At 67.0% G+C, this 20890-nt stretch carries 15 protein-coding genes; 4 read left to right on the plus strand and 11 right to left on the minus strand.

What is annotated here, in order from left to right; all coding sequences use genetic code 11:
• Window positions 1–201: 201 nt before the first annotated feature.
• Window positions 202–5718 (plus strand): DNA repair ATPase, encoded by a 5517-nt coding sequence (locus tag ACODS0_RS02480; protein WP_488832517.1) that lies wholly within the window; start codon window positions 202–204, stop codon window positions 5716–5718.
• A 93-nt stretch (window positions 5719–5811) separates the two neighbouring features.
• On the opposite strand, the gene ACODS0_RS02485 is transcribed toward ACODS0_RS02480, so the two are convergent.
• Window positions 5812–6210, minus strand: a complete 399-nt coding sequence (locus ACODS0_RS02485; protein ID WP_488832519.1) for a hypothetical protein — start codon at window positions 6208–6210, stop codon at window positions 5812–5814.
• A gap of 450 nt (window positions 6211–6660) precedes the next feature.
• Here ACODS0_RS02485 and ACODS0_RS02490 point away from each other — a divergent pair, with 450 nt between their 5' ends.
• Complete coding sequence (locus ACODS0_RS02490) at window positions 6661–7488, plus strand: hypothetical protein (RefSeq protein ID WP_488832521.1); 828 nt, start codon at window positions 6661–6663, stop codon at window positions 7486–7488.
• A 38-nt stretch (window positions 7489–7526) separates the two neighbouring features.
• Here the strand turns inward: ACODS0_RS02490 and ACODS0_RS02495 are convergent, their stop codons facing one another.
• On the minus strand, window positions 7527–7748 hold the full coding sequence (locus tag ACODS0_RS02495; protein ID WP_488832523.1) for a hypothetical protein: 222 nt from the start codon (window positions 7746–7748) through the stop codon (window positions 7527–7529).
• A 130-nt stretch (window positions 7749–7878) separates the two neighbouring features.
• Window positions 7879–8769, minus strand: a complete 891-nt coding sequence (locus ACODS0_RS02500) for an EamA family transporter (RefSeq protein WP_121420984.1) — start codon at window positions 8767–8769, stop codon at window positions 7879–7881.
• An 89-nt stretch (window positions 8770–8858) separates the two neighbouring features.
• Between ACODS0_RS02500 and ACODS0_RS02505 the strand changes: the two genes are divergently transcribed.
• Window positions 8859–9350: an Lrp/AsnC family transcriptional regulator gene (locus ACODS0_RS02505; RefSeq protein ID WP_488832526.1), complete on the plus strand. Its 492-nt coding sequence runs from the start codon at window positions 8859–8861 to the stop codon at window positions 9348–9350.
• Here ACODS0_RS02505 and ACODS0_RS02510 read toward each other — a convergent pair whose 3' ends face one another.
• The 5 genes from ACODS0_RS02510 to ACODS0_RS02530 form a co-directional block, all read right to left on the minus strand.
• Window positions 9351–10343, minus strand: a complete 993-nt coding sequence (locus tag ACODS0_RS02510) for a 2-dehydropantoate 2-reductase (protein WP_488832528.1) — start codon at window positions 10341–10343, stop codon at window positions 9351–9353.
• 241 nt (window positions 10344–10584) lie between these two features.
• Window positions 10585–11904, minus strand: a complete 1320-nt coding sequence (locus ACODS0_RS02515) for an ATP-binding protein (protein WP_488832659.1) — start codon at window positions 11902–11904, stop codon at window positions 10585–10587.
• Window positions 11905–12073: 169 nt separating this feature from the next.
• Window positions 12074–12733: a response regulator transcription factor gene (locus ACODS0_RS02520; RefSeq protein ID WP_055394326.1), complete on the minus strand. Its 660-nt coding sequence runs from the start codon at window positions 12731–12733 to the stop codon at window positions 12074–12076.
• 344 nt (window positions 12734–13077) lie between these two features.
• Window positions 13078–14598 (minus strand): DegQ family serine endoprotease, encoded by a 1521-nt coding sequence (locus tag ACODS0_RS02525; RefSeq protein ID WP_488832531.1) that lies wholly within the window; start codon window positions 14596–14598, stop codon window positions 13078–13080.
• A gap of 285 nt (window positions 14599–14883) precedes the next feature.
• Window positions 14884–15669: an SDR family NAD(P)-dependent oxidoreductase gene (locus ACODS0_RS02530; RefSeq protein ID WP_121505534.1), complete on the minus strand. Its 786-nt coding sequence runs from the start codon at window positions 15667–15669 to the stop codon at window positions 14884–14886.
• 128 nt (window positions 15670–15797) lie between these two features.
• On the opposite strand from ACODS0_RS02530, the gene ACODS0_RS02535 reads away from it, so the two are divergent.
• Window positions 15798–16733, plus strand: a complete 936-nt coding sequence (locus ACODS0_RS02535) for a LysR family transcriptional regulator (RefSeq protein WP_488832534.1) — start codon at window positions 15798–15800, stop codon at window positions 16731–16733.
• A 176-nt stretch (window positions 16734–16909) separates the two neighbouring features.
• Here the strand turns inward: ACODS0_RS02535 and ACODS0_RS02540 are convergent, their stop codons facing one another.
• From ACODS0_RS02540 to garD, 3 genes are all read right to left on the minus strand, one after another.
• A complete protein-coding gene (locus ACODS0_RS02540; RefSeq protein WP_488832536.1) occupies window positions 16910–18037 on the minus strand; it encodes an aldose epimerase family protein in 1128 nt (375 codons plus the stop codon).
• Between the two features lie 10 nt (window positions 18038–18047).
• Complete coding sequence (locus ACODS0_RS02545; protein ID WP_488832538.1) at window positions 18048–18983, minus strand: DMT family transporter; 936 nt, start codon at window positions 18981–18983, stop codon at window positions 18048–18050.
• Between the two features lie 287 nt (window positions 18984–19270).
• Entirely contained in the window at window positions 19271–20848 is a 1578-nt protein-coding gene (garD, locus tag ACODS0_RS02550; RefSeq protein ID WP_488832541.1) for a galactarate dehydratase, read from the minus strand.
• Window positions 20849–20890 lie beyond the last annotated feature (42 nt).

Below are 20890 nucleotides of genomic sequence, written 5' to 3' on the forward strand. Positions count from 1 at the left end.
TTTTTTGTAAGGAATTCAGGTTGTTATCGAGCCGAAACCGAACAAGAAAAAGCGCCAGCCGCTCCTGATTTTGAAGCACCCTCACCGCCCCAGATTGCACAGACCTTGCGAAAAGGCTGCTGCATGGTTTCTGTGGGTGAGCGAGGGTAGCGCCTTCTGCCGCCTGAGGCGCCCAGTCCGTCAAGTTAACTGAAACGGCTCATGACCGATCACGCCCCCCCTACAGACCCCAGGAACGCCATCGACACCAGCGTGGCCGAAAGTAGCAGCTACGAGCTGCTGAAAAAGCGCCTGGAAGCCCAGGGCGACCAGCTGCTGTCCAAGGCCCAGGCGCTCAATGCGGCACGCATTGAACAGTTCGGCCAGCGTGACCAGCAGCTGCTGATGCGGCTGCGTGCGCGCACCGAGCACAATTGCGTGGCGCGCGACCTGGCCTACATCGGCGGCAACCGGCTGCTGTTTGGCTACAACGTGTTCATGGGGCTGAAGCGCGAGACGCGGGTTGAGGATGTGTTTGCGCTGTACGAGATGGCGCACCACGATGCCAACGGCGCGCCCGAGAGCGATGAGCTGGTGCAGGTGCCCATCGCAGGCAGCTTTCTGGACGACCCACGCTTTGTGGCCGACTTCAACGAGCTGTACACCTACTACAAGCAGGCCACGCTGCAGCTCTTGCGGCCCACGCCCGAGTTTCTGCTGGCCGCGTTCCAGATCGGACAGCAGGCGCAGGACATCCGCGTGTTCCGCTGGCGGCGCGAGAGCGATGGTTTGCTCAAATACGTGGACAACCGGGGCGAGCGCGACCTGACGCCCCCGCCCAGCCACGACTTCAGCTGGATTCCACTCACACGCGAACACCATGTAGGCGGCGCCCACCCGCACATCAACGTGCTGGACACGGTGTTTGTCGAAACCGTGGGCGGCACGCTCACCGTCAAGGTCGAGAACAACACCGAAACCGGTCTGGGCATCTACGAGGAACCGGTGGACGACGCCAACCAGGCGCTGGGCGATGCCGAGTTTGCGTATGCCAAGCTGGGCCTGTTGATCCTGCTGCAGGTGCGCCCCTACCGCGAAGGCACCACGCGCTACCTGGTGTTCAACCAGCGCACGCAGCAGGTGGTGCGCATCGACGCGATTGGCGCGTCGTGCATGCAGCTGCCGGAGGACCACGGCATCATCTTCCCCGGCGGGTACTACCTGCAGTCGGGCGAGACCAAGCGCTTTGACCTGCCGCCCGAGCTGACCGCACAGCTGCGCTTCACGCGCATGAAGCGCTCGCCCAACGGTGAAGACGTGGCTTACATCTTCTACGGCACCGTGCCCCCGCCGCAGGGCAGCCCGGCTACGCTGGATGCGGGCTGCTATGCCATCTTCACCTACAACCTCATCGAAAAATCGCTCGCACCGCCCATCCTGGCGGACGGATACAGCACCTTCCCCGACGGCCGCATGCTGGTGTTCCAGGCTGCGCGCGGGGAGGCCACGCGCGTGCACCCCATGCAGCTGTGGCGCACGCCGTTTGCGACCGAAGAACACGCCAGCCGCCAACCTGCAGGCACGGGCTTTTTCGGGCGCGTGGGCAATGCCGACCTGGTGCGCGGCATCTCGGACCTGCTGGGCATTGCCCGCATGGTGCGCGAGCAGGTGCCCACACGCACTGCGTATGAAGACCTGATCCGCCAGTGCCAGCGCTCGCGCGATGCCTACTTCTGGCTGGACGCTGGCGAGGTACAAAACGCTGCGGCCGACCTCGCTGGCATCGAGCAGGCCGCGCAGGCCACGCTGGGCGAGTTTGAAAAGGTCGAAAGCATCCGGCAGGACACGGCCCGCGCTCTGCAAAAGGCCGAAGGCCAGCAGCGCGAGCTGATGACCGCCATCGCCAGCCAGCTATGGCGCAGCCCCAGCGACTTTGTGCAGGCGCTGAACCGCCTGCGCCAGCGCCAGGGCGAGCTGCACCTGCTGCGCGAGTTGCGCTATGCCGACCTGGCCACCATCGATGCGATGGCCGCGCAACTGACGGCTGAACAGCAGCGTGTGGGCGAACGCGCCCTGCAGTTCCTGTCCGACGAAAAAGCCTTTGACGGCCAGCGCCAGGCCCTGGCCAAGGTGGCCGCCGCCCTGCCCCAGGCCGCCACGGCGGGGCAGCTGGCCGAGCACCTGGCCACGCTGGACACCGAGGCCGCGAGTCTCGATTTGCTCAGCGAGCAGCTGGGCAGCCTGCCCGGCGGCGACGCGGTGCAGCGCACCACCATCCTCGACCGCATTGCGCTGCTGTATGCCGACATCAACCGCCTGCGCGCTGATGCCCGCGCGCGCCGCCGCAACCTGGGTGCGGCCGAGCAACGCGCCGAGTTTGGCGCGCAATTCAAGCTGTTTGGCCAAGCCGTGGAGAACGCGCTAGAACTGTCGGACACGCCCGAAAAGTGCGACGAAGCGCTGACACGCCTGCTCGCGCAGCTGGAAGACATCGAAGGCCGCTTTGCCGAGCAGGAAGAGTTTCTGGCCGACATCGCCACCCAGCGCGAAAGCGTGTACGAGGCCCTGTCGGCCCGCCGCCAGAGCCTGGTGGATGCACAACAGCGCCGCGCCAAGGCGCTGGCCGATGCGGCCACACGCGTGCTGGATGGCGTGCCGCGCCGCATCGCCGGTTTTGGCGAGCTGGCCCAGGTGCACAGCTACTTTGCATCCGACCCCATGCTGGCCAAGCTGCGCGAGCAGATAGCCGAGCTGCGCCGCCTGGGCGCGGCCGTGGCGGCGGACGACATCGACACGCGCCTCAAAACCGCCCGCGACCAGGCCGTGCGTGCGGTGCGCGACCAGCGTGACCTGTCTGCCGGCACAGAAGGCGGCCTGAAGCTGGGCAGCCACACCTTCACCATCAACAAACAGCCGCTGGACCTGACCCTGGTGGCCCACGGCGACGGCCTGGCCTGGCAGATCACCGGCACCGACTACCTGGCCCCGGCGCACGATGCGCGGCTGGAGGCGCTGCGCCCTTTCTGGCAACAGGGCCTGGTGTCCGAAACGCCGCAGCTTGCGCGCGCCGAATACCTGGCCGTCGAATGGCTCGACGCCTTGCAGCGCGGCGAGGCCGAACCCGGCTGGAGCGAGCTGCTGGTGCAACTGGCCGAACATGCCCGCACCGATGGAACCGAGCCCACTGCCCCGCCCGCCGTGCTGCTCGATTCACTGCGCCGCTTTGCCGCCAGCCGTTATCAAGAGGGCTACCAGCGCGGCATTCATGACGACGACGCCCTGGCCATCGTGCGGGTGCTCGCACCCATCCAGGATGCGGCCGGGCTGCTGGTCTATGGCCCGGCCGAGCGCGCGCTGGCCAAGCTCTACTGGCACCTGGGCCTGCGCGAGGAAAGCCGCCACTCCCTGGCGCGCCGCGCCCGCAGCGCGCAGCACATTGCCCAGCTGTTTTCAAAGACCCACCTGCGCGACACGCTGGAGGCCGAAGCTGCACGAGGCCTGCGCCAGTTTGTGGAGCAGTACCCCGTGCTGACCGCGGAATGGCTGCCCGAACTGGCCCAGGCACTAAGCACCGGCAACGCGGAAGGTGCAAGCGACGAGGCCCTGCTGCGCACCCTGGTGGAAGAATCCGGTGCGTACCTGGTGCGTGAGCTGGCGCAGACCGAGATCGGCACCGCCGAGCTGTCGCCCGTTACACCCCAGTGGGTCATCAGCAACACCGGCGCCGACCTGGTGCAAGCCCTGCAGCGCGCGCTGGACCATGGCGGCCTGGCCAGCGCCTGGCAGCGCGATCTGGCCGCAGCAGAGCCGCTGGAACGCTGGCGCCTGGCGCGTGGCTGGCTGCGCGCATTTGCAGCCACACAAGCCACGGCCGATGGCGCCGCACCGGGCCTGGCCTGGATTGACGACGCTGCCACGGCGCTCACCTTTCAGGGCACACGCCGCCGTATCAATACCACGCTGGACGCGCAGGTGGCCGGGCTGCGCAGCGAACACACGCGCATCCAGCATGGCGCGCTGGTGTTCAACCTCAACGACTTCCGCCGCCGCGTGCGCCACCACCGCAGCCACGCGGTGCAGGGCTTCACCCAGCTGCAGGCCCTGCGGCACGAGCTGCTCGTGCAAGAAAAAGCGCGTCTGCACCTGGCGCAATTCCAGGCCAAGCCGCTGGCCACCTTTGTGCGCAACCGGCTCATCGACGAGGTGTACCTGCCGCTGGTGGGCAACAACTTAGCCAAACAGTTGGGCGCCGCAGGCGACAACGCACGCACCGACCGCATGGGCATGCTGCTGCTGATCTCGCCGCCCGGCTACGGCAAGACCACGCTGATGGAATACGTGGCCAACCGCCTGGGCCTGGTGTTCGTGCGCATTAACTGCCCGGCCCTGGGCCACGGCGTGACCAGCATCGACCCCAGCACCGCGCCCAACAGCGCCGCCCGGCAAGAGCTGGAAAAGCTCAACCTGGGCCTGGCCATGGGCAGCAACGTGATGCTGTACCTGGACGACATCCAGCACACGCACCCCGAGTTTCTGCAAAAGTTCATCGCCCTGGCCGACGGCACCCGCCGCATCGAAGGCGTGTGGCAGGGCCAGCCCCGCACCTGGGACATGCGCGGCAAGCGCTTTGCCATCGTGATGGCGGGCAACCCGTACACCGAGTCCGGCGACGTGTTCCGCATCCCCGACATGCTGGCCAACCGGGCCGACATCTACAACCTGGGCGACGTGCTCTCGGGCCGCGAGGCCGTGTTTGCGCTGTCGTACATCGAAAACAGCCTGACCGCCCACCCCGTGACCCAGCCCTTAGCCGCACGCGAACCGCAGGACGTGCACCTGCTGGTGCACATGGCGCAGGGAGAAGCCATCGACACCAACAGCTTCGCCCACCCCTACAGCGCGGTGGAGCTGCAGGAGCTCAAGGGCCTGCTGCAGCGCCTGTTCAAGGTGCGCGATGTGCTGCTGAAGGTGAACCTGGCCTACATTGCCTCGGCTGCCCAGGACGACCGCTACCGCGAGGCACCGCCTTTCCGACTGCAGGGCAGCTATCGCAACATGTCGCGCCTGGTGCCGCAGGTCACGCCGCTGATGCAGGACGATGAGCTGGATGCACTGCTGCGCGACCACTACCGGGGTGAGGCACAAACGCTGACCACCGGGGCCGAAGAAAACCTGCTGCAATTGGCACAACTGATTGGCCGCCCCACGCCCGAAGAGCAGGAGCGCTGGGACCAGATCCGGGGCGACTACCAGCGCCAGCGCAAGATGGGCGGCGCCGAAGACGACCCCAGCGTGCGCGTAACACGCGGGCTGCTGGACATTGCCCGCAGCGTGGAAGCGCTGCAGCCCCGCAAGGTCTCCGAGCAGCTGGCCCAGGCCCAGGCGGCCACGCTCTCACGCATCGAACCTTCGCTGGCCGCCCTGGCGGAGATGGCCCAGCATCTGCAATCGGGAACGACGCAGACGCAGGCCCAGATGCGCGCCAGCCTGGAAGCGACTGCTCAGGCCCTGCAAGCCCTGCAGGCCAGCACCCAGACCCTGCACAGCCACAGCGACCAGGCACAGAACCAGCGCATGGTGGATGCGCTGCTGTCCCTGTCAGTCACCTACCGCCAGCTCATCATGCCGCTGGTGCGGGCCGTGGAAGCACGGGTGGGCACAGACGCCAAGATGCACCAGGAGGTCGAACGGCTGGAGAACATGATCGATAACCTGCGCGAGCGTGCGCCGAAGGCGTAACGGCGACCGAACTCGCTCGCGGGACCGCACTTGCCGCCAGCAGTCGCATTGGGTTGCCGCTTTGCATTCGCGAGGGACGCAGCCGCAGGCGGATCAGGCAGACGGATCACCCCGCCCGCCTTTTGCAGCGACCGGGTGCTCAGCGTTTTTAACGGCAGGATCGGGGACCTCACCAGCCTCTTCGGTATTGACCGCCGTACCCGCTGCCGCGCCGCCCAGGGCACCCGCAATGCCGCCCAAGGTGCCTCCGACGACCACGCCGACCGGACCAGCGACTGCAACGCCCACGGCCGCACCGGCAGCCGCGCCCGCCATCATGCCGCCGCCCACCAGCACGGAATGGGCCTCGCGCTCTGCGTCTTCGGGCTCCAGGGCGGTCTGGGCGCCAGATCGTGGGTCTTGCGACGGGATGCCGTAGCCGGGGCGGGCTTGGTCGGCCAGGTCTTCATCCACCGGTGGGGTGGCCGGATGAGGGAGTGTGGATGGATGCATGTGCGTCTCCTGGGAAGTGGGTGACAAAACAAAACGGTTTCATCTCCCTCTCTTTTAGGGTCCACTCAGCGCCGTGTGCGCCATCCTGCAGACCGTGAGGCTGTCGGACAATGCCCGGTGCCCCGGCAGATGCGCACTTTCTCAAGTCAATACGCCACTTGCCCACCTAAGAACCTGTTCAAGCTCTTTTCGGGGTCGCACAAGTACCTTGCCGGGATAGGATGCAAGGCGCGGTGCGTAGCCAATAGCTCGGCTATTGGCAAGCGCCGCAACGCTGCAGACCGCCCGGCAAGGCACTTGCCCGAAGGGTTGGAGTGAAATCGGGCGATTGGAAGCCCCGGCTGCTTGCATGGGCACAAGCCCATGCGGCGCATCCGCTGCATCCACTCATCCCGATTGCACTCCAATGCGATCCCCGAAAAGAGCTTGAACAGGTTCTAAGATCACCCCATGTCGGCATCCCCTTCCCCCTCCATCCTTCCCTTTGCCCCACAGCCCTCCGCCAGCGCACTGGCGCAGGCGCTGGGGATTCCCGTTTTTTCCCCGCACTGGCACATGCCGCAATACCCCGATGGGGCCGTGGGGCCGTGGCAGATGAAGCGCACTGGGGTGGGGCTGGACCGTGGTTACCACAGCGGCCCGTGTGTCACCTCGAGCTCGACGGTGCTGATGCGCCAGAGCGCTGCGGGCGGGTGGGAAACCTGGATGTCGTTGTCGCCGATGGAAGTGGAAAGCCAGGAACTGGCCTGCCGCCATGCGCGGGGCCACACAGTCGTGATGGGCCTGGGCATGGGCTGGGTGGCGGCCAACATCGCGCTGCAGCCCACGGTGGAGCGCGTGACCGTGGTGGAGCGGGATGGGGATGTGCTGGAGCTGTTTGGCCGTTGCCGCGTGCTGGAGGGGCTGCCGGAGTCCGCAGCGCGCAAGGTAGAGCTGGTGCAGGCCGACGCGCTGCAGTGGCACCCCCAGGGCACGCCCGTTGACTTCCTGTATGCAGACATCTGGCTGTACCTGGCGGAGCCACAAACCTTGGCGGAGGTGCAGCGCATGCAGGCCAACGTGCACGCCGACCAGGTGTACTTCTGGGGGCAAGAACTGGTGCTGGGTGCCATGGCCAGCGCACAGGCGGCGCCCGGTACGCCCGCATGGACCGACGCGGTGGACCATGCCGTGCGCGAGACAGGTTTACCGCTGCTGGCGCAGGCAGACGAAGGGTATGCCAACCTCATTGCACGGGTGTTGCAGCTGCGCCAAGGCGGCCGACCTACCGCCGGTTGACCGGCTGGCAGCCCAGCCAAGGGCGTCGGGCTATTGCGTTATTTGGTGAGCCACTTGCGCTGCGCGCGCGGCTGTACGGTGATGTCGACGCTCTGGTGCACGGCAGGCTGGCCGCTAGCGGCGTCGGTTTCCACCACGTCTTCCAAAGCGATGTCTTTGACCTCTGAATGGGTCACTTCTTCCAGGTCGGCCAGGATGGCGCTGACCTTGCGTTCAGCCTCAGCGACCTTGGATTGTGGCAACGGCGAAGTGCGCATCATGGGCGGCTCCTGTGAGATAGACCCATTCTGGCCACGGAGCGCGCTCTGTGCGTGTCATCCTTTGCCGACGGCCGGGTGTCAGCGTGATGGCCATCCCGGAGGTCTGGACATGCCCAGGCGGTGCGCGATTTCAGGCCGCCTGAGGCGCTGCGCGGTCGGCGCCAGAGGGCCGACCAGCAGTCATCGCACTGCCCATGGACGCCGCCACGATGCAGCCAATGGCCAGCCACTGGATGGCGCTGAGGTGCTCGCCCAGCAGCAGCAAGGCGAGCACAGCAGCCACCGCAGGCTCCATGCTGATCATGATGCCGAAGGCCTCCTTGGGCAGGCGCTTCAAGGCCATCATTTCGAGCGAGATCGGAATGGCGCTGGACACCGCCGCCACCGCCAAGCCGATGAGCAGCACGGTGGGCGACAGCAGCGCAGCGCCCGCATGTACCACGCCCACCGGCACCACCACCAGCGCCGCCACCAAGAGGCCCAGCGACACCGTGTGCCCGGCGTGCAGGTGCCCGGCGCGCTTGCCGAACACGATGTACAGCGCCCAGAACACCGCCGCGCCCAAGGCATACAAAACTCCCACCGGGTCCAGCGTGCTGCCGTTCAAACCCAGCGGCAGCAGCATGCCCAACCCGGCCATGGCCAGCGCCACCCACACAAAATCCACGGCGCGCCGCGAAGACCAGATCGCCACCGCCAGCGGCCCTGAGAACTCGATGGCCACCGCCAGCCCAAACGGCAGGGTGCGCAGCGACATGTAGAACATAAGGTTCATGCCCCCCAGCGCTGCGCCGTACAACATGACGGCACGCGCATCGGCCCGCGACAGATGCCAGCGCCACGGCCGCCACAGCAACAGCACCAGCAACGCCGAAAAGCCCACGCGCACGGCGGTGGTGCCCTGCGCCCCCACCACCGGAAACAGCCAGTGCTTGGCCCATGAGGTACCAATGCCCAACGCGGTGACGGAGCCCAGAACGGCGAGAAATGGGAAAAAACGGTGCAGAAGGGAAGCGCTCATGGGTTGAAAATATAGTGTGACCCCTGCGTGCTTTTTGCTCGATTTTCAGGGCCCGCGCGCAACTTTCGCTCACCACCACGAGGCGCCCCATGCCCGCCACCCCAGCACTCGACCGCTTTGACATCGCCATCCTGGACATCCTGCAGGCCGACAACACCACACCCCAGCGCGTGATTGCGCAGGCGGTCAACCTGTCGGCACCCGCTGTGCAGCGGCGCATCCAGCGGCTGAAAGACAGCGGCGTGATCCGCGCCAACGTGGCCGTGCTGGACCCGGTGAAAGTGGGCAAACCGCTGACCATCGTGCTGGAAGCGCACCTCGAAAACGAGCGTCCCGACCGCACCGCTCCCCTGCGCGCGCGCATTGCCGCCGAAGACGCGGTGCAGCAGTGCTACAGCGTGACGGGCGAGGCGGACTATCTGCTGGTGGTGAACGTGGCGTCGATGGCCGACTACGAGGCGCTGACGCAGCGGCTGTTTGAGGGGGATGACAACATCAAGCGGTTCAGAACGTCGGTCGCACTGGCCAGCCTGAAGACCGGGCTGCGTGTGCCGCTGGACCACGCGCTTCCAACTGCCTGACTACAGCCCCAACGCCCTGCGCATCTGCGCGCCCGTGAGGCGCTGGCGCGGGCCGCCCAGCAGCTCGCACATGCGCGCATTCAGCGGCGCCTCCATGCCCTGCTGAGCCGCCAGCCTCACCACAGCCCCGCTGAGTGCATCAATCTCGGTCACACGCCCGGCTTCCAGGTCGTCCCACATCGACGAGCGCGCCTTGGCGTCGATCTGCAGCATGCGTTTTGCCAGCCGGGTGAAGAGCCAGTTGGGCAGGCGCAGCACATGGGGCAGCAGCGTGGGCGACACGGCGGTGACCTGGGCGGGTGCGATGCCTGCGCGCGCCATCACACGCAGCGCCTCAGTTTGCAGGGCAGCAAAGACGCGGCGGCAGTCGCGGTCGAGCAGCTCTTGCCGCAGAGGCAGGTCGGACAGCGCATTGACCGGGTTGTTGAGGTTGAGCAGCAGCTTGCCCCACTGCACCGCACGGATGTCGGCGGGCAACACGGTGGCCAGGCCTGCAGCGTTGAAGACCGGCGCGATGCGTTCGGCGACGGCATCACGCTGCAGTTGCAAATGGCCCGCTGTAGCGCGGTGCACCTGGGCGCCGCGCAGCACCACGTTGTAAGGCACCATGCCCGCCAGAACACTCAGGCCCGGCGCCCGGGCTGTGACACGGGCCACGTTGTCAACGCCGTTTTGCAGCGAGATGACGGGCGTTCCCGGCGCACAGGCGTCGGCCAGTTCGCGCGCAGCGGATTCGGTGGCGCCGCTTTTGACGCACAGCAGGATGATGCTGTCCGGGCCCGGCGCAGCGTCGGCCAGTGTGTGTGCCAGTTGCAGCGCAGACACGGGCACGGTACGGTCAAAGCCATCCAGGTCCGTGACTTTGAGGCCGTGCAACGCGATGGGCTCCAGCGCATGCGGACGGCCCACCAGGCAGACCGGCTGGCCGTGCGCGGCCAGGCGCCCACCCACATAACAACCAATGGCGCCTGCGCCGAGAACGATGAAGTGCATGCGGATGCTTTCTGGATCAACGGAAGACGGTGCCCCGCGATGGATGCGGCGCCTGCGCATTGTGCGGCGACACGCCCACAGGGCCTGGCGCAGAGGCGACGGTATCTGCAGACACCTGCAGCCTGCATATTTTGAGCTTTTTTGGCCCCTGGCGCTTATTCATCAAGCGCCGATAGCTATCAAAATAGAAGCACCATCAACAAACACCACCTGCGCCCAACGGGACTTCCAGCAGCAGCCCTCAGCCAAACCGCACCGTCACCAGCAGTCCCCCCAGACGCGGCGAAGCGCTGAGTTGCACCGTGGCGCCATGGCCTTGCGCAATGGCCTGCACGATGGCCAGGCCCAGGCCGCTGCCCGGGGCGCCTTCCGAGGTTTCGCGCACAAAACGCTGCATCACGCGCTCGCGGTGCTCGGGGGCGATGCCGGGGCCGCTGTCTTCCACCGTGAGCACGGCAGCATCACCCTCGCGGCGCACCTGCAGGTCCACCCGGCCGCCGGGCGGGGTGTACTTGATGGCGTTGTCCAGCAGATTGCGCGCCAGCATGCGCAGGGCTTCGGCATCACCACGCACGGTCACGGGCACGTTGGCGGCGTCGGAGTGAAGCAGGCCTACATCCATGCTGCGCGCCTGCGCGGCGGGGGCCACGTCGGCCAGGGCCAGCTGCGCCACGGCGTGCAGGTCCACGGGTTCGGTGGTGGCGGTGCTGGCCTCTTGCCGGGCCAGGGTGAGCAATTGCTCCACCAGGCGCGTGGCGCGGTCGATGCCGGCCGACAGGCGTTCGATGGCGACGGCACGCGCGGCATCATCGCCCGCGCGCTGCAGGCCCTGCAGCTGCAGGCGCAGCGCGGCCAGGGGCGAGCGCAGTTCGTGCGCGGCATCGGCCACAAAATGCTCCTGCGCGTCAAAGGCGCGCTGCACGCGCTCGAACAGCAGGTTGAGTTCACTGACCAGCGGCTGCACTTCGTCGGGCAGTTGCGCATCGCTCACGGGCGAGAGGTCATCCGCCTGGCGCTGCGCCAGCTGGCGGCGCACGCGCTCCACCGGGGCCAGCGACCGGCTCACACCCCACCACACGGCCAGCACCAGCAGCGGCGCCATGATGGCCAGCGGCGCCAGCGTGCGCAGCGCCAGGCTGCGGGCCATGTCGCGCCGCGCGGCCATGTTCTGCGCCACCTGGATCACCTGCGAACGCGTTTGCATCGAAAACACCCGGTAGGTGCCGCCGCGCGCCTGCACGTTGGCAAAGCCCAGCACGGCGATCTGCGGCAGGGCCGCGCCCACGGCGGATTCAAAAATGCGCAGGCCTTCGTTGGTCCACACCTGCACGATGAATTCGTGGTTTTCGTCCTCGGGGTCCAGGCCCGGGCCCAGCCCTTGCGCATCCACCGGCAGGCCCGAGCGCAAGGCCAGTGCGGTTTGCTGCATGTGGTAGTCGAACAGCGCATCGGCCTCGTCCAGCGCCCCCCGGTAGGCCAGTGCGCCCTGCACTGCGCCGGCCAGCACGATGGCGGCCAGCAGGAACACCAGCAGACGCATGCGCAGAGAGCGCGGGAGCATGGACTGCAGCGCGCTGCGCCAGGAGGTAGTTGGCACGTTCTTCATCTCTATCCATCCATCCCCGCCGCATGCTCAGGGCGGGAGATTGCGCGGGGGCAGCCAGCAAGGGCCGCCCCGCAGCAAAGGCTGTCGTCCCCTTGGGGGGAAGCGGCGAAGCCGCTCAGGGGGGTCATGCCTTCGGCACGAGGTAGCCCACCCCGCGCACGTTCAGCACCAGCTCGGGCCCCAGCTTCTTGCGCAGGCCGTGGATATAGACCTCCACCGCGTTGCTGCTCACCTCGTCGCCCCAGCCGTAGAGCTTGTCCTCGAGCTGCTGGCGCGACAGCACCATGCCGGGCCGTGCGATCAGCGGCTCCAGCACCGCCCATTCGCGCGCCGACAGCACAACAGGAACTCCATTCACCGTGGCCTCGCGCGTGGCGGGGTTGATGCACACGCCCTTGTGCTCATACACCGGCTCGGCCCGCCCTGCAGCGCGGCGCAACAGGGCGCGGATGCGGGCGAGCAATTCATCAAGGTCGTAAGGCTTGAGCACGTAGTCGTCCGCCCCCGCGTCGAGCCCCTCGATGCGCTGGGCCACGGCATCACGTGCGGTGGCCACCAGCACCGGGGTGCGGTTCTTGCGCGCCCGCAGGTCGCGCAGCACGGCCAGGCCGTCGCGCTTGGGCAGACCCAGGTCCAGCAGCACGAGGTCATAGGGCTGGGTGCGCAATGCAGTGTCGGCGGCGTCGCCGTCACGCGCCCAGTCCACGGCGTAGTGTTCGGCGCGCAGCAGGTCTTGCACGGCTTCGCCGATCATGGGGTCGTCTTCAACTAGCAAGAGGCGCATGGTGGGCAAGCATAGCCAATGAAATCAATCGGGCCACCGAAGTGGCCCGTGCAGGCATCGCATCACAGAGGACCACAAAGCTCAGCGCAGCGGTCCTGGCTAGGAGGCTGTCGGACTTGGAGCGTCGAAGCGAAAATTGGCCCCAGCGAGGACAGTTTTTGCCGGATTTGCAGCCTCATAGCCGAGCTATGGGGCAAAAAGACGGTAAAAAATGGACCGCTGCGGCCAATTTGCAGCCGACGATTTCCAAGTCCGACAGCCTCCTCTCCTACGCGTTTCGTCGCAGACGGTACCGAAAGTACGGCAAGACGGAACAACGACGCCAGGAGAGCCTTTGGGACCGCTTAGCCCAAACGCACCGGCACAAAGATCTTGTTGCCATCGCGCTCGATCAGCAACGCCACCGACTTGCCCGTGGTGGCCTTGGCCATTGCCGCGCGCACCTGCTCGATGTTCTTGGCGGGCGCGCCGTTGATGGCCAGCAGCACATCCCCCGGCTGCACACCGGCCGCCGCAGCAGGGCCGCGCGCCTGTTCGATCACCAGGCCCTCGGCCACGCCTACCTCTCGGCGCTCCTCGGGGTCCAGCGGGCGCAGCGACAGGCCCAGCTGGCCCTTGCCCACGGCATCGTCGTTGCGCGTCTGCTTGGTCGCCTTGTCGCTGGCGTCGCCCAGCGTGGCGGTCAGCTCCAAGGGCTTGCCCTGGCGCCACACCGACAGCTTGGCCTGCTGCCCCGGCTGCGCCTGGCCCACCCAGGCGGGCAGGTCGCCCGAGGCCACGATGGGCTGGCCGTTCACCTGGCGAATCACGTCGCCCGCCTGCAGGCCTGCCTTCTCGGCCGGGCTGCCCTTGCTGACGCTGGCGACCAACGCGCCCTCGGGCTTGTCCAACTGGAAGGATTCAGCAAACGCCTGGTTCACCTCCTGCACGGCCACGCCCAGCTGGGCGTGGCGCACCTTGCCGGTGGCCACAATCTGGTCCTTGATCTTGGCGGCCAGCTCGATGGGGATGGAGAACGACACGCCCTGGTAGCCGCCCGAGCGGCTGTAGATCTGCGAGTTGATGCCCACCACCTCGCCCCGCGCGTTGAACAGCGGCCCGCCCGAGTTGCCGGGGTTCACCGCCACGTCGGTCTGGATGAAAGGCACCAGGCTGTCGTCGGGCAGCGAGCGGCCCTTGGCGCTGACCACGCCCGCCGTCACGCTGTTTTCAAAGCCAAAGGGCGAGCCGATGGCCAGCACCCATTCGCCCACCTGCAGCTCGCGCGTGCTGCCCAGGCGCACGGTGGGCAGATCCTTGGCGTCGATCTTGAGCACGGCCACGTCGGTCTTGGGGTCGGCGCCCAGCACCTTGGCGCGGAACTCGCGCCGGTCAGTGAGCTTGACGACCACTTCGCTCGCGCCTTTGACCACGTGGGCATTGGTCAGCACCAGGCCATCAGGGCTGACGATGAAGCCCGAGCCCTGGCCATGGGTGGGTACGTTGGGCTGGCCTTGCGGGCCCGCGCCGGGGAAACCGAACTGGCGAAAGAATTCGTAAAACGGATCGTTGGGGTCGATCTGCGGGCCACGGCCCTGGCGGGCAGCGGGTTGCTCGTCATCGTCGTCATCGTTGGCCATCGCCGTCTTGGTGCTGCCCGTGACGCTGATGTTGACCACGGCCGGGCCGTTCTGCGCGGTGATCTGCGCAAAGCTGGGCAGCGCACCGCCCGGGGCCATGGCCGTCTGCGCCACGATGGGCGTGGAGGGTGTGACCGCGCGGGCCTGGTGCCCGCTGATGAGGCCGGCGCCGGTGGCGCCCACAGCGCCCGCGGCCACCAGGGCCAGGATCAGGCGGCGGGGAGTGGATGCAAGCGTGTTGTTCATGGTGTCTGCCTTTTCAATCAGGGTTGCGATGGAAGGCAGTGTGGGCACGGACACTTAGACGAAACTTAGGCGGAGTCGGTAAGCCATGAACCCGCGGGTATCGGTGCCGCATCCTGGTTTTCTACGGCCCGGCAACTACCTCAGTCTTTGATATCGCACGGCCCCACGCCAGTGCCACCGTGCAAGGGCCGCCCCGCCGCACGGGTGGCGTCCCCCTGCCCGCATCACGGAGCGATGCGAGAGCGGGGGGAAGGCGCGAAGCGACTCAGGGGGGTGTTCTCTGCTTCACAGGAACATGCCGCCCGACGCCTCGATACGCTGGGCGTTCACCCAGCGTGTGGCCGGTTGCAGCAGCGAAGCGACCAGCGGGCCGATGTCGTCCGACACGCCCACACGGCCCAGTGCCGTTTGCGCGGCCACGAACGCATTGAGCTGCGCGTTGTCGCGCACCGCGCCGCCGCCAAAGTCAGTCTCGATGGCGCCCGGGGCCACCACGTTCACGGTGATGCCACGCGGGCCGAGTTCTTTGGCCAAGTAGCGGCTCAGCACCTCGATAGCGCCCTTCATGGCCGCGTAAGCGGCGTAGCCGGGCAAGGCGAAGCGGGCCAGGCCCGACGACAGGTTCAGGATGCGGCCGCCATCGTTCATCAGCGGCAGCAGGCGCTGCGTGAGGAAGAACACGCCCTTGAGGTGCACGTTGACCAGCGCATCGAACTGCGCTTCGGTGGTTTCGGTGATGGGCGCATGCACGCCCATGCCCGCGTTGTTGACCAGAAAGTCAAACCGCTCGCGCTGCCAGTGGCTGCGCAGGGTTTGCTGCAGCTGCGCAGCGAAGGCTTCGAAGCTGGCTACATCGCCCACATCCAGTGGCAAAGCCACAGCACGGCGGCCCAGCTTTTCGATGTCGGCCACCACAGCCTGGGCTTCGGCGGCCTGATGGCGGTAGGTCAGCACCACGTCGATGCCGCTGTGTGCAGCGGCCAGCGCTGCGCTGCGGCCCAGGCCGCGGCTGCCGCCGGTGATCAAAACGACGGGGGTGGGGGCTGAAGAAAGGGATGAAGCGCTTGTCATGGCAGGGTCCTTTGCAGTGTCTGAAGCCCGGTCACACCGCGTGACCGGGGCTGGAGATGAACTTTATTGGAGTGCCAATCAAAGATAAACCATGCAAAATATGATTCATTGTCCATCCACGAAGAACAATGAACCCTTTAGACCGCATGCAGATCTTTGCCCGTGTGGCCGAGCTGAGCAGCTTTACCCAGGCTGCGCAGGTGCTGGGCCTGCCCAAGGCCAGCGCCTCTCTGGCCGTGCAGCAGCTGGAGGCCCACCTGGGCACGCGCCTGCTGCACCGCACCACGCGGCGCGTGCAGCTGACGCAAGACGGGCAGGCCTTTTACGAGCGCTGCAAGGACTTGCTGGACGATGTGGACGAACTGCAGGCCATGTTTCAGCAGCCCGATGGCGCGGCGCTGCGCGGGCGCGTGCGCATTGACATGTCCACCGGCATCGCGCGCCAGCTGGTGCTGCCCGCGTTGCCCGATCTGCTGGCCCGCCACCCGCTGCTGGAGGTGGAGCTGAGCAGCACAGACCGCCGCGTGGACCTGGTGCGCGAGGGTTTTGACTGCGTGATCCGCGTGGGCCCGGTGGCAGAACCCGGGCTGGTGGCCCGCCCTCTGGGCCTGGTGCGCGTGGCCAGCTGCGCCAGCCCGGGCTACCTGGCGCGCAAGGGCACACCCCAATCACTGGCCGACCTGGCGCAGCATGACCTGGTGCACTACGTGAGCACGCTGGGCACCAAGTCCGCCGGATTTGAAACGATGGGCGACGACGGCAGCCCGCAGTTTCACCCCATGGCTGGGCGTGTCACCGTCAACAGCGCCGAGGCCTACCTGGGCGCCTGTGCAGCAGGGCTGGGCCTGATCCAGGCGCCTTTGCTGGGCGTGCGCGAGCTGATCGACCGGGGACTGCTGGTGGAGGTGCTACCGCACCACCCTGCCCCGCCCATGCCGGTGACGCTGATCTACCCCCACCGGCGCCACCTGCCCCAGCGCGTGCGGGTGGTGATGGACTGGCTGGCCGCCGTGGTGCAGGCGCATCTGCAGAGCGAGGCCCATGGCGCACCTGCCGCCGCATGAAGGTTTCGCGCGGCGCTTCGACTACGCGCAGTCAACGGTTTCCAGTGGATTGAGACCGAATCAACAGCTATTAATTGAATAGCTACTAGCGCTTACTGGATAAGCGCTAGAGGCAAAAATCACTTAAAAATCACATGAACAGTGTCATCGCAACCCTCACCAAGTCCCGCCCAGCCTCACCCGGTGAAGCGGTACACGATGGCCCCCTGCACCACGTCGCCCGGCGCCAGCCAACGCACCGGAAACCCGGGCTGGTTGGGCGCATCGGGATACTCCATGGGCTCCAGGCAGATGCCGTCGCCCGGCTGCCATAGCCAGACGCCCTGCTCTGCGCCCCGCCCCAGGTCGCGCACCGGATCAGCTTTGAGGCCGTGGCCTGCGTAAACCTGCACCCCGGGCGCGGTACTCCATACCTCCATGGTGCGACCAGTGAGGGGCTCGCTCAGCAGCGCCGCAAGACGCAGGCCTTGCGAGGGCGTGACGGGTGACACCGGTGGCGTCCGCACCGCGCCCTCTTCGTCCCACACATGGTCATCCAGCACCAGGTAGTGGTCCAGCCCACCCGCCAGCGACAGCTGTTCGCTGGGCTCCGCCACGGCGGCACCCACGCTGCGGGCTTCGCGAAGGTCGAAAGGCGTGGCATCTACAGGCTGCACCAACCCGCTAGGACACACATCAGCCGCCAGCGGTACATAGCGGCTGGCGGGCACTTGCAGGGTGTGGCCGTGGGTGCTGCCAGCGCCCGCCAGGTTGAAGAACGCATGCCCGGTGATGTTGAGCAGCGTGGGGGCGTCCAGCGCCTCGCCCGTCCACGCCATGTGCAGCGCGTTGTCGGCGGTGAGGTGCAGGCGCAGCTGCAGGCGGAGCGTGCCCGGCACGCCGTCGTCCTCGGTGCGAAAGGTGTGGCTCAGGGTGAGCGCATCGGCCTGCACGTCATCCACCGCAAGCACCTGAAAGCGGCTGCCCTTGGGCCCGCCATGGTGGTGGTGGGGGCCGCTGTTGGTGGGCAGTTGCCGCTGTGCGCCATCGGGCAGAGTCAACAAGCCACTGCGCAACCGCCCAGCCCAGCGGCCGATGAGGGCGCCCATGGAGAGTTGCCCGTCCAGGTAGCCCTGCAGGCTGTCGTAGCCCAGCGCCACATCAACGAGGCCGCCCTGCCCGTCGGGCACCGCCACTTGCACCAGTCGTGCGCCGTAGTTGCTGACGGCCACCTGCAGGCCACCAGCACCGCGCAGGGTGAAGAGGTCAGTCGGCTGGCCGTGAAGCTCTTGCTGAAACGCTTTGCGTGAAAGGGAATAGGCCATGGCTGCGAGTCTATTTGGTGGCGGATGCGGCGGGAGCATCGCGCGTGACCAGCCAGATGCCCCCGCACACCAGCACCAGGGCCAGCAGGTTCTTCCACTCCAGCAGCGCCTCGCCCAGGAAGACCGCCGACAGCGCCGCGCCGAAGATCGGCACCGTGAAGTTGAACACCGTGACCTGGCTCACGCGGTTGTGCTTAAGCAGAATGCTCCACAGCGAAAACGCGGCCGACGACAGCAGCGCCAGGTACACCAGCAGCACGGTGGTGCCCCAGGTAAAGCCCGTGAGCGAGCCGCCCAGGCCCCAGCCAATGGCCAGCAACGCCACGCCGCCAAGCCCCAGTTGCCAGCCCGTCATCACCACCGAGTCCATGCGCTGCGACACCTGCTTGCCGTAGATGCTCGCAGCGGCCAGCACGAAGGCGGCGATCACCACAAAACCTTCGCCCAGCAGCGTGAAGTCCATGTCCAGCGTGCCGCGCCCCAGGTTGACCACCATCACCCCCGCAAACCCCACCACGCAGCCCCACAGCTTGGCGTGGCTCAGGCGGTCGTTGTGATAGACCCAGTGCGCAAGCAACACGCTGAAGAACGTGCCGGTGGCATTCATGATGGAGCCCTTGACCCCCGTGGTGTGCGCGAGGCCCACGTAGAAGAACACGTATTGCAGCGTGGTCTGCGCCAGGCCCAGCACCACCAGCTGGCGCCCGGCCGCAAAGCCCAGCCCCCAGATGGCCTTGCGCGTGGCCACGGCCCAGGCCAGCAGGATCAGCCCCGCGCCCAGAAAGCGCCAGCCTGCAAACACCAGCTGCGTGGGAATGTCATTGCGGGCGATGCCGAACCAGGCGTAGCCGGTCTTGATAGCGGGGTAGGAGCTGCCCCAGAGCAGGCAACACAGCAGCGCCAGCGCGATGACAACCCTGGGGTCGGAAAAACGGGGATGTCCCATGCGAGTTCTTGGTCTTTCTAGTGAAACAGCCCGTGCAAAGACGGGCTGTGAGGGGGAGGCTTGCAGCCCCAGGACGCAGCCAGCAAGACCACCGTTTCAGTGATCCGTTGCGCTACGCGCCACCACCGACGCATGCGAAGGGCGCAGCAAAGGCACGGGCAGCCGCGCAAGGGCCGCCCCACCGCGGATGCGGCGCTTTGCTTGTGTGCGCTGGCTGCGTCCCCCTCCCGTAGCGCGCAGCGCGTAGAGAGAGGGGGAAGGCGCGAAGCGACTCAGGGGGTGTCACTTCAGGTCACCGGTGCGGGATTGAACAGCACCAGCGCGTTGTGCAGCTTCCACTGCTCGGCCCAGGTCTTCTTGCGGCCACTCGCCACGTCGAGCAGCAGGTGGAACATCTCCCAGCCCAGGTCTTCGATGGTGGCCTCGCCGTCGGCGATCTTGCCGGCGTTGATGTCCATCAGGTCGTGCCAGCGGCGCGCCAGGTCGCTGCGCGTGGCCACCTTGACCACCGGGCATTCGGCCAGGCCATAGGGCGTGCCCCGGCCGGTGGTGAAGACATGCAGGTTCATGCCCGCAGCCAGCTGCAGCGTGCCGCAGATGAAGTCGCTGGCGGGCGTGGCGGCGTACACCAAGCCACGCTGGTCGCGCCGCAGCTTCTCGCCGGGGGCCAGCACGTGCGCAATGGGCGCGGTGCCGCTCTTGATGATGGAGCCCATGGCTTTTTCAGCGATGTTCGACAGTCCGCCCGCCTTGTTGCCCGGCGTGGTGTTGGCGGCTCGGTCCACGCGGCCTCGGTCAAGATACTGGTCGTACCAGCCGAGTTCTCGCACGATGGCTTGCGCGACTTCAGGCGTGGCGGCGCGGCTGGTGAGCTGCTCCACGGCGTCGCGCACCTCGGTGTTCTCGCTGAACATCACCGTGGCACCCGCGCGCACCAGCAGGTCTGCGCAAAAGCCCACGGCCGGGTTGGCGGTGACGCCCGAGAACGCATCGCTGCCGCCGCACTGCACGCCCAGCACCAGCTCGCTGGCCGGGATTGTCTCGCGCCGACGGGAATTCAGGCGCGCGAGGTGGGGCTTGGCGCTTTGCACGATGTCGTCGAGCATCGACATGAAGCCAACGTGGTGGTCGGCCTGCAGGCACACCGTCTCGGGTCCGAGTGCGGCGTCGCGCTCGTCGGTGATGGGGAAGCTGCCCGGGGGCAGCAGGCGGTCGGGCTGCAGCTTTTCGCAGCCGAGACTCACCACCATGACCTCGCCCCCAAAGTTGGGGTTGAGGCTGATGTTGCGCAGGGTGCGGATGGGAATGATGGCGTCGGGCGCATCAATGGCCACGCCGCAGCCGTAGGTGTGCTCCAGGCCGATCACGTCGTCAACCTGCGGATACAACGGCAGCAGTTCGTCCTTGATGCGGCGCACCGCCAGGGCCACCACGCCCGCCACGCACTGCACAGTGGTGGTGATGGCCAGGATGTTGCGCGTGCCCACCGAGCCGTCGGCATTGCGGTAGCCCTCGAAGTTGTAGCCGGTCAAAGGCTCCAGCACCGGAGGCTTCACCGTGGCCATGGGCAGGCCTTCGAGCGCGCGGGCCGAGGGCATCTGCAGCAGGCGCTCGTGCACCCAGCTTCCCGCCGGGATGGCCTTGAGCGCATAGCCGATGGGCACGTTGTAGCGGCGCACCACATCTCCCTCGGCCATGTCCTGCAGCGCCACCTTGTGGCCCTGCGGCACCTTGTCGCGCAATGTGATGCCTGCGCCTGGCACGCCGGGCGGCAGCACCGTGCCGGCAGGAAGGCCTCCGTCGTTGGCGACGATGGCGACGTTGTCATCCGGGTGCATGCGGATGGTGAGGGCGGGTCGGTTCATCGGTGGCGCGGTCTCTCGTCAATTGATGCAATCTCATTAGGT

It is taken from the genome of Acidovorax sp. FG60 (genome assembly GCF_057808995.1).